The 11639-nt window shown below is 73.1% G+C and carries 8 protein-coding genes; 3 read left to right on the top strand and 5 right to left on the bottom strand.

Going from position 1 to position 11639, the window contains the following annotated elements:
* Window position 1: 1 nt before the first annotated feature.
* The 3 genes from ACFU97_RS30025 to ACFU97_RS30015 all read right to left on the bottom strand — a co-directional run bounded on the left by ACFU97_RS30025 (window position 2) and on the right by ACFU97_RS30015 (window position 2751).
* Complete coding sequence (locus tag ACFU97_RS30025) at window positions 2-424, bottom strand: universal stress protein (RefSeq protein ID WP_384262740.1); 423 nt, start codon at window positions 422-424, stop codon at window positions 2-4.
* 28 nt (window positions 425-452) lie between these two features.
* Entirely contained in the window at window positions 453-1760 is a 1308-nt protein-coding gene (locus tag ACFU97_RS30020) for a YbfB/YjiJ family MFS transporter (RefSeq protein WP_384262738.1), read from the bottom strand.
* 169 nt (window positions 1761-1929) lie between these two features.
* Complete coding sequence (locus tag ACFU97_RS30015; protein ID WP_384262735.1) at window positions 1930-2751, bottom strand: aquaporin; 822 nt, start codon at window positions 2749-2751, stop codon at window positions 1930-1932.
* A gap of 267 nt (window positions 2752-3018) precedes the next feature.
* On the opposite strand from ACFU97_RS30015, the gene ACFU97_RS30010 reads away from it, so the two are divergent.
* Complete coding sequence (locus ACFU97_RS30010; RefSeq protein ID WP_384262733.1) at window positions 3019-5022, top strand: BTAD domain-containing putative transcriptional regulator; 2004 nt, start codon at window positions 3019-3021, stop codon at window positions 5020-5022.
* A 66-nt stretch (window positions 5023-5088) separates the two neighbouring features.
* On the opposite strand, the gene ACFU97_RS30005 is transcribed toward ACFU97_RS30010, so the two are convergent.
* Together ACFU97_RS30005 and ACFU97_RS30000 are read right to left on the bottom strand one after the other, a co-directional pair.
* A complete protein-coding gene (locus tag ACFU97_RS30005; protein WP_384262731.1) occupies window positions 5089-5652 on the bottom strand; it encodes a dihydrofolate reductase family protein in 564 nt (187 codons plus the stop codon).
* A gap of 141 nt (window positions 5653-5793) precedes the next feature.
* Window positions 5794-7140, bottom strand: coding sequence for an amidase (locus tag ACFU97_RS30000; protein ID WP_384262728.1), 1347 nt, complete (start codon window positions 7138-7140; stop codon window positions 5794-5796).
* Window positions 7141-7406: 266 nt separating this feature from the next.
* Here ACFU97_RS30000 and ACFU97_RS29995 point away from each other — a divergent pair, with 266 nt between their 5' ends.
* The gene (locus tag ACFU97_RS29995) at window positions 7407-9791 is read left to right on the top strand and encodes an alpha-L-fucosidase (protein ID WP_384263021.1); all 2385 of its coding nucleotides are present in this window, start codon (window positions 7407-7409) and stop codon (window positions 9789-9791) included.
* A complete protein-coding gene (locus ACFU97_RS29990) occupies window positions 9784-11634 on the top strand; it encodes a family 20 glycosylhydrolase (RefSeq protein WP_384262726.1) in 1851 nt (616 codons plus the stop codon). The genes ACFU97_RS29995 and ACFU97_RS29990 overlap by 8 nt, the downstream gene beginning before the upstream one ends.
* The last annotated feature ends 5 nt before the right edge of the window (window positions 11635-11639 follow it).

The raw sequence follows: 11639 nt of genomic DNA, 5'->3' as shown, positions 1-11639 counted from the left end.
GTCAGTTCCCTCCGGGAGCGAGCAGCACGGCGATCTCGCTGGTCCGGGCGATCGCGTCGCTGACGCTCGGCGTGAACCAGGCCGCGAGGCGGCGGCGATGGTGCGGGCCGACGACGATCAGGTCGGCGCCGAAACGCCGCGCGGCGTCCTCCACGGCGGGTGCCACGTCGGACACCAGGCCGTCGAGCAGCTCGCCGTCCGCCTCGACGCCTGCCTGACGCAGCGCCGAGAGGGCGTTCCGGACGGTCCGGTGCGCGGCCGGATCGTCCTCCAGCGGCACCACGGTGTCGTAGACGACGTCCGAGGTGTCGATGTGCAGGACCCGTACGGTCGCGCCGGTCAGCGAGGCGAGCTCGGCGGTCGTCTCCACGGCGCCGCGGCCGGCGGGGCTGCCGTCGACGGCGACCAGGATGCGGTGGAACATGGCGGTACTCCTTGGATACGCGGCGCGGTCAGCGCCCGGTGGTGGACGGGTCGGCGGACACGGCGACGGCGGCCGGAGCATCCTGGTGCGGGTGCTGCACGGCCCGGCGCTCGCGCTGTACGAGGGCGGCCGCGGTGGAGACGGCCAGCAGGACGACGGACAGCCACAGGCCCTTGGCGATGCCGCCGGAGGAGTCCGACAGCAGGCCGGAGACGAGCGGGCCCACCGCCTGGCCGACGCTGAACGCGACCGTCAGCAGGGCGATGCCGGAGGTCCAGGCGTGCTGGGGCAGCATCCGGCGGGCGAGCACGGTCACGGCCGTGGGTCCGGCCATGAACGAGCCGCCGAAGACCACCGCCGAGACCAGCGCGGCGACCGTGCCGTGCCACAGCAGGACGGGCAGCACACCGGCGAGGACCACCGCGGAGACCAGCGCCGGGGCGGCGCCGCCGCGCAGCCGGCCGATGAGCCGGCCCCACACCAGCAGGGTCGCGACCGCGGAGGCCGCCCCCAGCACGATGAAGAAGCTCGCCAGACCCCAGGTCGTCATCCCCTGGCTGTGCAGCAGGGCGATGACGAAGGTCATGTACGACACGTAGCCCGCGCCGAACAGCACGTACCAGACGAAGGTCGGTGCCAGCACCTTCAGGCCGGACCCGCCGCGCTCGCCGGACGCGGCGGCGGGCGCCTCGGCCACATGGCGCGAGGCCCAGACCGCGGGACCGATGGCCACCAGGGCGAGGACGCCCATCAGCAGCCAGCCGGCCTGCCAGCCGGAGACCCCCCAGGCGGTGAGGGCCGCGGGCACCACGACGCCGGAGAGGACCACACCGACGCCCACGCCCGTCATGTAGACGGCCACCAGCGCCGCGGACCTGGACTGCTGCCCGCCGGTGTGGACGCGGGAGGCGAGCGCCGAGCCGACCACGAAGGTCACCGCGGTGCTCAGACCGCCGACGAACCGCAGGACGCCGAGCCCCGCGAAGTCCCCGGTGGACGCGGACGCCAGCAGGGCGACCGCGCTGATCACCATGGACCACAGGAACACCGCGCGGGCGCCGAAGCGGCGCGACCACCACGCGGCGGTGGCGGCGCCGATGATGTACCCCAGGGCGTTGGCGGTGTTCAGGCCGCCCGCCGAGGCGTAACTCCAGTGCAGCTTCTCGCGCATGGCGGGAAGCAGCAGGGCGTAGGCGAACCGGGTGAAGCCCAGTGCGACCACGGGACCTGCGGCCAGCCCCAGGGCGACCAGGAACTCCGGCCGCGCCCGCGTGGCGGGCGGGGCCGCGGAGGCTGTCGCGGGACCCCGGGGGATCGATGAAGTCGAGTCGGACATGGCAGAGCCTTTCTCGCGTGCTGGGGACGGTTCGGACACGGGGGCCGTGAGGTGGTCCCGACGCGCACGCCGGTTCCAACGCCCTGTCCCGGGGGCCGATGGCCGGTCGACGGGCCATGACTCCCACGGATCGGGCCATCGGGCCGGCCCCCGGTGACAGGGGATGCCGCTACGGCCTCACCACCGCCGGAGGGGTAGGGGTTCCGGTGCCGGGCCGAGGGTCGGGTGGGTGGCAGAAGTGCCGCTCGCACAGCGGACAGGGCAGCCTGGGTGCGTTCCGCAGCCGGCGTCGGACGAGGGCGAAGGCCGCTGCTCCGGCCGGCGGTGCCGTGAGGTAGACCCACAGCCACCCGAGGTCTCCGGAGAACAGCTCCGGGCCGAACTGCCGCGCCGGATTGAAACTGCCGCCGGCCCCCTGGCCGACCACGAGGATCAGTACGGCGACGGCGGTGCCCGCGACCACGGGCACCGGAAGGAGCGACCGCGGCCGGGCCGCGACGAGGACCGCCACGGCGAGCATCACGGCCGCGGCGGCGGCCTCGGCGGCGAACACGACGGTCCACGGCACTCCGTGGGCGGCCCGGACGGTGGCGTAGCCGACCTCCGGCGCCGCCACCTGCCCGCCCCACAGCGCCCGCCCCGCGGCCACGCCGGCCACGGACCCCGCCAGCTGGGCCACCCCGTAGGCCACCGCGTCACGTCCGGGCAGGGCGCGCAGCAGCCAGAAGGCCAACGACACGGCCGGGTTGAGATGGCCGCCGGAACGCCTTCCGAGCGGAGACGCGATCAGCAGGCCGACGGTCGCCCCGCTGACCAGGGCGTCGATCACGAGCCTCGGCTCCGCCGAGGGAATCGCCTGCGCCACGGCGCTGTCCGGGCCGAAGAGCAGCCGGAACAGCGAGACCGTCACGAACAGCAGGATCGCCGTGGCGGCGAACTCGCTGAGCCACTCGGTCCAGGGGCAGCCGCGGCGCCCGCCGTTCGGGTTCACAGGGTCCTCCGCATCGACAACAGGGATGGTCCGGCCAGGATCGGAGGAGGGCTTGCACAGGCATTGCACGAGCTGCGGAGACGTGCAGAGGTACGGCCTCCCGCGACTCCCGTCGGCGCACCGGTCGTGGCGCCGGCGCTCGCGACGCCGTACGGCCATGGCCCGAACCGAGGGAGTCCCGTCCCGGGGGCCCCTGGCGGGAGGCCGACGGCCCGGGTGACCGTGGGGCGCGGGTGTGACCGTCACCCGCCCCCGCAAGGAGCCACCATGTCCTCGCTCTCGCCCCGCCGTCCGTGCCACCGCGACGTCCGGCTGAACCTGATCGGACCGATCACCCTCGTCGGAGGGCCGGCGCAGCCGCTGCCGGACGTTCCCCGCGGCCGGGCAGCCACTCTGCTCGGGTTGCTGGCCGCCCGTCGCAATCGGGTCGTCGGCCTGCACACCGTCATCGACACCCTCTGGCCCGACGAGGCACCGCCGAGCGCCGTGCAGACGGTCGCCGCGCTGATCAGCAGGCTGCGTCGGCTGGTCGGGCAGTGCCTGGAGCGGGTGGGCCCGGGTTACCGGCTGGACACCACCGGCTGGCGGGTCGACCTGGACGAGGCCGCACAACTGCTGGACACCGCCGAGCGGCGGCTGGCCGGCGGGGAACCCGCACTCGCCGAGGTGGCGGCGTGGCGCGCGCTGGACACGCTGACGGCCGGTCAGGCCGCGGAGGGGCTGCCGACGGCACCGTGGACCGATGCGCTCGAACGCGAGGTGGAGCAGTTGCTGCGCCGGGCCCGGCACGCCGCCTGGTCGGCGTCGGCACGCGTGGGCGACCACCGGCGGTCGGCCGAGGCGGCAGCCGCCGCCCTGCGGGTGGACCCCTACGACGAGTCGGCGTGCCGTGCCCTGATCGGCGCCCAGCTCGCGATCGGCTCCCCGGGCGCCGCGCTGCGCACCTTCGACGCGCTGCGTCGCAGACTCCGCTCCGAACTCGGCACCGAGCCCGATCCCCGCACCATGGCGCTGCACCAGGCGTTGCTGGGCAACCCCCTGACGGGGCGGCAGGACCCGCCCCGCCCGGCCGTCGCCTCGACGCGGCGGACCTCGGGCATCCTCGTCGGCCGCGACGCCGAACTCGACCGTCTGCACGGAGCATGGCGTGACGCGCTCGCCGGCCGGTCGACGGCCGTGCTGGTCCGGAGTGCCGACGGCATGGGCAGGACCGCCCTGCTCGCCGAGTTCGGTGACCAGGCCGCCCGGCACGGCGCCGCCGTCCTCCAGGTCCGCTGCGCCGACGCCGCGCATCTGGAGGACGGCACGGCGCTGACCCGAGCCGTGTCCCGGTACGGCGCGACAGCGCACCCGCGTGACGTCCGCGAGGCCGCCGCGGGACTGGAACAGCCGTTGCGGGAGCGCATCCCTGAACTGAGGCCGCTGCTCGGCCCGGTGGACACATCGGCCCGGGTCGCCGCCGGGATCCCGGACGCCGAGCCGGACGTCGTGGCGGCCTTCGTCCTGCGGACGGCCGTCCGTCGGCCGGTGCTGCTGACCGTCGACGACGCACACCTCGCCGACGGGGCCACCCTGGCAACGGTTCGCAAGCTGTACGCCGCCGCGGCCGCACACCGGCTCCTGCTTGTCGTTGCAGTCGGCGCGGAGGGCGCCCCCGACGGCCTGCTGCCGGTCATCCGGGAGGCCGAGTCGATGGTGCTCGGTCCGCTGTCAGCCCCGGAGGTCGCCGAACTGGCCGCCCGCCACGACCTCACCGACGCCGTGCCGGACCTCCTGCGCCTCACGGCCGGGCGCCCCGCGCTGCTGACCGAGGCGCTGTCCGCCGCGGCGCGTGGGCCGCTGGACCCCGCCCGTCCGCCCGACGGCCTGCTCCGTGTCGCCGGCGACCTGGTCCGACGCCTCGGAGAACCGGTCGCCGACCTGCTGCGCCAGGCCGCGATCACCGGCCCGCGGTTCCGCTTCGAGGAGGTGGCGAACACCAGCGGCCTGCCCGCGCGAGAAATCGCCCGACGCCTGGAACGCGCCCTGCGCGCCGGTGTGCTCCGCGCCGAGGGCGAGACGCTGGCCTTCGCGTGCGACGCCCTGCACACGGCCCTGTCCACCGCCGTACCCCCACCACTACGCGCGGCGCTGACGACCCCTCACCGCCCGGCTCCTCACGACCTGGCACCCCACCACCCGGCGCCCGCCGGCAGAGCCCGCGCCACGCGCTCCGCCGCACAGCCGGGCCACCGCCGTCGGGTCCCGCGGTGCGGTTGCCGGCCGCGCTGACCCGGGGCGGGAAGGATGGCGTGCCCTCCATCGCGCGGCTGACATGCCCGAGCCGAGTCGCGCCTTTCAGCGCCTCGTCTCGTACCTGGTCAGGATCACGCCGCACGGAAGCGTCCGCGTTTCCACCAGGTTCAGGTTCACCCAGCTGTCCAGCGCGGAGAAGAACGGCGTGCCGCCGCCCACCAGGACCGGTGCGGTGGCCAGTACGTACTCGTCGATCAGCCCGGCCCGCATGGCCGCCCCGGCGAGCGTCGCGCCGGCGATGTCCATCGGGCCGCCGTCCTCGGCCTTGAGCCGGGTGATCTCGGCGACCGCGTCGCCGGTGACCAGGCGGGTGTTCCAGTCGACCTTGTCGACCGTCGAGGAGAACACCACCTTCGACATGTCACGCCAGCGGTGCGCGAACTCGACCTCCGCCGGGGTGGCGTCGGGCTGCTGGTCGGCGGTCGGCCAGTGGGAGCTCATCGTCCGCCACAGCTTGCCTCCGTACAGCGACAGGTCGGTCGCCTGCAACTGGTCGGACCAGAACTGGAACAGCTCGTCGCTCGGCACGCTCCAGCCGATGTCGTCGCCGGGCGCGGCGATGTAGCCGTCCAGACTCAGGTTCATGCCGTAGATCAGTTTCCGCATGGCGCCAGCCTTCCGCGAGTCGGTCTCGCGCGTACAGACCGGCGCGGCGCGGGAAACTCATCGGTGCGCGATCTGAACTCGCATGGAGTCCTCGCGGTGAGACACGCCCTGGGACAACGGAGATGATCGGCCGGACCGGCCCTAGTCGAGCGGAGCCGTCCGCTGCCACGGGTGCAGCGTCTCCAGCTGTTCCGCGAGCTCCAGGAGCATCGCCTCCGTGCCCGGGCGGCCCACCAGCTGGACGGCGGTGGGGGCGCCGGAGGGGAGGGTGCCGAAGGGGACGGCCATGGCGGGCCAGCCGGTGAGGTTCCAGGGCGGGGTCAGCGGCGAGTAGTTGGTGTTGGCGAGCAGGTTGGGCAGCCAGCCCCGTTCGTGCCAGGCCACGGACTTGGGCGAGCGGCGGGCCAGGGCCGGGGTGAGCAGGACGTCGTACTCGGCGAAGAACGGTTCCATGCGCCGGCGCAGCTGTTCGCGGCTGTCGCTGGTGCGGACGTGGTTGACGAAGCGGCGGCCGATGGTGGCGTGCACGCGGGTGCGCCGGGTGAGCAGGCGCGGGTCGAGATCCTTGGCGTCGACCGCGGTGCCGGCCGTCCAGTGGGTCAGGGACATCGTGCTCAGGGACAACGGGTAGGGCGGGTCCGCGCGGCGGACCTGGTGGCCGGCCTTGATCAGGACGCCGCCGGCGTCCCGGGCCGCGGCCGCGTACGGGCTGCTGATCGTGACGCCCAGCAGCGGGCTGCGCAGCGAGACGGCGATCCTGCGCATGGCGGCCGGCTCGGACGGCCGGACCGCGTCGGTGTCCGCGAGGACCGTCAGCATCAGGCGCACGTCCTCGACGGTCGTGGCGAGCGGGCCGTTCTCGGACATGCCGAACCAGTCGCCCTCGCCGATGCCCGCCGGGACCACGCCGTGCCCCGGCTTGATGGTGACCAGGCCGCAGTTGGCGGCCGGTATGCGCAGCGAGCCCATGCCGTCGTTGCCGAGCGCGATCGGCACCAGGCCGGCGGCGACCGCGGCCGCGCTGCCGCCCGAGGAGCCGCCCGCGGTGCGGGTCAGGTCCCAGGGGTTGCGGGCGGTGCCGTGCACGCCCTCGGTGGTGCCGAAGACGCACAGCTCGGGCACGTTGGTCAGCCCTACGACCACCGCGCCCGCCGCCCGCAGCCGGGCGACCGTGACGTGGTCCTCCTCGGCGGGCGTGACCGGCGTCGCTGCTGAGCCGACCCGGTTGGACTCGCCGCGCACGGCGAGGTTGTCCTTGACCGCCACCGGCACGCCGGTCAGGGGCAGTTCGGCCAGATCGCCGCGGTCGGCCACCGCGTCCGCCTCGGCGAGCGCCGCCCTGGCCCGCACCACCCGGAACGCCCCCACGCGCGCGTCGAGCCGCTCGATCCGGTCCAGGTGCTCGGCCACCACCTCACGGGGCGTGGCCCGCTTCTCGCGTACGGCGGCGGCGATCTCGGCGGCGGTCCGGCCGACCCAGCTGGTCACGGGTGCTCCTCGGGGATGCGATGCCTGGGCTTACTCGTCAGTACGCACAGCACTCTGCCCCGCGCCGGGCCGCACGTCGAGAGCGCCTGCCCTTGGACATTCGCGGCGCTGTTGTTGGACTTTTGGCGAGGACCTTTCGGGCACCACCCCCAGGACCGCAGCTCATCCGATCACTGACTCAACTCTGGCCGATCCTGGCCCCATTGACATGCTTCTGGGCCCGCTCAATCATCAGACCTCCGATGAATTGGGAGCCGCTCATGAGCATGAGTCCGTATCCAAGACGTCAGGTCCTCGGTGCGGCCGCCACGGTCGCCGCCGCGGCCGCCCTGCCCCTCGCGCTGCCCGGCGAGGCGCACGCCACCGACACCACGGCCTCCACCGACACCACGGCCTCCACCGGCGGCGACGAGGCCGCGCCGCCCGGGTGGGTCCCCGTCCCCGATCCGGTCCCCGTCCCGCTCGACACGCTCTACGACAACGACGGCCTCGACACCGCCACCGCCCGCGGCGGCGACTTCGACGGCTCCGGCTACACCTTCCCCGGCGAGGAGCTCCCCGCGGGCCGCGTCGAGGTCGACGGCATCCCCTTCGACTTCCCGGCCGCCACCGCGGGCGCCAAGAACAACGTCGTCGCCCTCGGCCAGCGTGTCGACCTGCCCAAGGGCCGCTACCTGTCGGCCGTCTTCCTCACCGCCGGCAGCTACGGCGACGCCTCCGGCAAGGCGACCGTCCACTACGCGGACGGCTCGACCAGCACCGCCGGCCTCGGCGGCGCCGACTGGTACGCGGCGGGCGGCCCGCTCTCGGCGCCGTACCGCTACAAGCCGGACGGCACCAAGGACGAGCACAGCGTCGGCATCGGCACCTCCGAGGTCTGGCTCGACCCGGCGCGCGAGGCGGTCGCCCTGACCCTGCCGGTCACCAACCCGGCGCAGGAGAACAAGACTGCGCTGCACGTCTTCGCGCTCTCGCTCCAACCCGCCGCCCAGGGACGGGCGTTGGCCCTGCGCGACGCCCACTCCACCGCCTCCCTGCTGGAGCGCACCGGCGCCCAGAGCGTCGAGGCGACCGTCGTCAACGCGGGCACCGTCGCGATCCTGGCCGCCGACGAGGTGACCGTACGCGTCGACGTCCCCGGCGCCCGCACCGTCGAACCCGCCCGCATACGGCGCCTGGATTCGGGCGAGCAGGCGCGCGTGCGCGTCGGCATCCGCAACCGCGCGGGCACCGCCCCCGGCACCCGGCAGGACGGCGCGGTGACCGTCCGCGGACGCGGAGCCCAAGCCGCCACCGCCAGGCGCACGTTGACCCTGGGCACCGCCGACTACCAGGCCACCGAGACCTCCCTCGCCGGCCACCAGGCGCCGTACTGGTTCAACGGCGCCAAGTTCGGCATCTTCATCCACTGGGGCGTCTACTCGGTGCCCGCCTGGGCGCCGGTCGGTGTGCAGTACGCCGAGTGGTACTGGGACCAGATGCAGGACCCGTCCAACCCGACGTACGCCTACCACCGCGACACCTACGGCGCCGACTTCGCCTACGACGACTTCATCCCGCGCTTCACCGCGGAGAAGTTCGACCCGCGCGCGTGGGTGGAGCTGTTCCGGGACGCGGGCGCCCAGTACCACGTGCTGACCTCCAAGCACCACGAGGGCTTCGCCCTGTGGGACACCAAGGTCTCCGACCGCAACGCCGTGCGGCTCGGCCCGAAGCGGGACCTGGTCAAGGAGCTGTTCGCCGCGTCCCGCCGGTACACACCCGAACTCCACCGCGGCCTGTACTTCTCGATGCCCGAGTGGTTCAACCCGGACAACCCGTGGATGGGCCACGCCCCGCGCAACCCCTACACACTGGAGCCGGTGCCGTACACCGGATACACCGCGGGCAAGGACTACGTGAAGGACTTCCAGGCCCCGCAGATGCTCGAACTGATCCACGGCTACGACCCGGAGATCATCTGGTGCGACATCGGCGGCGCGAACGACAGCCTCCACGTCCTCGCCGAGTACTTCAACCACGCGAAGAACCGGGCCCGTCCGGTCGACGTCACCGTCAACAACCGCTCGGGCATCGGCTTCCACGACTTCACGACGCCCGAGTACACGACGTACGACAACACCGTCGTCGCCAAGTGGGAGTCCAGCCGTGGCCTCGACCCGTTCAGCTACGGCTACAACCGGGCGACCCCGGACGCCTCCTACATGAGCGCCGAGGAGGTCGTGCACAGCCTCGTCGACATCGTCTCCAAGAACGGCAACTTCCTGCTCGACATCGGCCCGCGCGCGGACGGGACCATCCCGGAGGTCATGCAGAGCAGGCTGCGCGAGACGGGCGCCTGGCTCGCGGTCAACGGCGAGGCGATCTACGACACCACGTACTGGTCGCGCATGGCCCAGCTCGGTGACGACCTGCGCTTCACCATCCGCCCGGACGAGGCCTTCTACATCCACTCCCTGGCCGAACCCGGAGCCCGGCTCACCGTGGAGGCGCCGGTGCCGATCCGGCCGGGGGACAAGGTGACGATGCTCGGCCACGACCGGCCGCTGAACTGGACCGTCGGCAAGGGAGCACTGGTGATCGACGTACCCGAGCCGGCCCGCAGGGCGGGGCAGCACGTGTGGGTGTTCAAGGTGGAGTGGCATGGCTGAGTTCAGGAAGAGACTGCTGCGGCTGATCGGCGTCACCGCGGCGCTGACGCTGCTGATGGCGCCGACGTCGGCCCTCGCACAGGCCGAACGGTCCACGACACCGCTCACGGTGCCCGCACTGGCCAACTGGACTGCAGAGCCAGGTAGTTACACCTACAGCGGGAGCACGCGGCTGGTCGCCGGCAGCGCGGCGGAACGCCGGGTCGCCGACACGCTCGCCGGCGATCTGAAGGCGGCCGGCCACGGCAGCGTCCCGGTCGTCCGCGGCGGCGCCCGCAACGGCGACATCGTGATCGACGTCCGGCCGACCCGGAGCTCCCTCGGTGCCGAGGGTTACGAACTCCGCGCCGGCACACGGCTGTCGGTCACCGGCGCCACCGAGACCGGCGCCTTCCACGGCACCCGCACCGTCCTCCAGCTCCTCGCGCAGGAAGACCGGATACCCGCCGGCCGCACCGTCGACGTACCGCGCTACAAGGAACGCGGCGTGGGCGTGTGCGCCTGCTACATCCACATCACGCTGCCCTGGCTGGAGAACCTCGTCCGCGAGATGGCGTACAACAAGCTCAACCAGCTGCTCGTCGAGCTGAAGGTGAAGAGCGACGCCCACCCCGAGGCCAACACCTGGGGCTACTACACCAAGGACGAGATCCGCCGGCTGGTCGCCCTCGGCGACAAGTACCACGTCGAGATCATCCCGGAGATCAACTCCCCGGGGCACATGGACCCCTGGATCGAGAACCGCCCGGATCTGCAGCTGACCGACTCCGACGGCAACAAGCAGCCCGCCCGGCTCGACGTCACCCAGCAGGCCGCCTTCGACCACTACACGGGCCTGATGGACGAGTACGCCCAGGTCTTCACCGCGAAGTCCTGGCACATGGGCGCCGACGAGTACATGCTCGGCTCCGACTACTCCAAGTACCCGCAGATGCTGCGCTACGCCCAGGACAAGTACGGCGCGAACGCCACCCCGCAGGACGCCTACATCGACTTCATCAACCGCGTCCACGCCTACGCCGCGAGCAAGGGCAAGCGGCTGCGCATCTGGAACGACGGCCTGACCGGCGCCAACACCGTCCCGGTGGCCGCCGGCACCACCGTCGAGCACTGGCTGAACGTGACCACCAAGCCCAGTCAACTCCTCGCCCGGGGGTACCCGTTGATGAACGCCGCCTACTCGCTCTACCTCGTCCGCGGCGGCTTCCACAGCAACACCAGGTCCCTGTACGACCAGAGCTGGGACCCGCGCAGCTTCGAGGGCGAGAAGGTGACCTCCGGCAAGGGCATCACCGGCGCGAAGATCAGCCTGTGGCCGGACAACGGCCGCGGCGAGACCGAGAACGAGGTCGCCGTCGAACTCTGGCCCGCCCTGCGGCACATCGCGCAGGCCACCTGGGGCGACCCGCATCCCGACGCCACCTACGACGACTTCACCGCGCGCGGCACGGCCGTCGCACACGCACCCGGATGGCGCGACCTCACCCGGCTGCCGGTGGCGGACGGCACCTACACCTTCCGTACGGCGGGGCGGTCCTTCGACGCCCAGGTCACCCGCACCGCCGACGGCTACGCGAGCATCCGGAACGCCGACGGCTGCCTGGAGATGAGAGGCGGCAAGCTCACCCTCAACGCGCCGCTCCAGCCGGGCCTCGCGGCGAGCCGGCAGCCGTGCGACGCCACCAGCACCGTCCAGCGCTGGCAGCTCGTCCGCGCGTCCGGCGGCTACCGGCTCGTCCACGCCATCACGCAGATGGCGCTGAGCGTGAGTGACGACGGCCGTCTCGCGCAGTACCCGCCGGACCAGCGCCCGCCCGCCGTCTGGCACCTCACCGCCCACTGAACCCC

The sequence above is a fragment of the Streptomyces sp. NPDC057616 genome (assembly GCF_042800575.1).
Lineage (GTDB): Bacteria > Actinomycetota > Actinomycetes > Streptomycetales > Streptomycetaceae > Streptomyces.
This window is presented reverse-complemented; position numbering and strand designations above follow the sequence as displayed.

Excerpts from the sequence above, each read along its gene's own strand:
- ACFU97_RS30025 (WP_384262740.1), bottom strand. The coding sequence starts at position 424 with ATGTTCCACCGCATCCTGGTCGCCGTCGACGGCAGCCCCGCCGGCCGC.
- ACFU97_RS30020 (WP_384262738.1), bottom strand. The coding sequence starts at position 1,760 with ATGTCCGACTCGACTTCATCGATCCCCCGGGGTCCCGCGACAGCCTCC.
- ACFU97_RS30010 (WP_384262733.1), top strand. The coding sequence starts at position 3,019 with ATGTCCTCGCTCTCGCCCCGCCGTCCGTGCCACCGCGACGTCCGGCTG.
- ACFU97_RS30005 (WP_384262731.1), bottom strand. The coding sequence starts at position 5,652 with ATGCGGAAACTGATCTACGGCATGAACCTGAGTCTGGACGGCTACATC.
- ACFU97_RS29995 (WP_384263021.1), top strand. The coding sequence starts at position 7,407 with ATGAGTCCGTATCCAAGACGTCAGGTCCTCGGTGCGGCCGCCACGGTC.
- ACFU97_RS29990 (WP_384262726.1), top strand. The coding sequence starts at position 9,784 with ATGGCTGAGTTCAGGAAGAGACTGCTGCGGCTGATCGGCGTCACCGCG.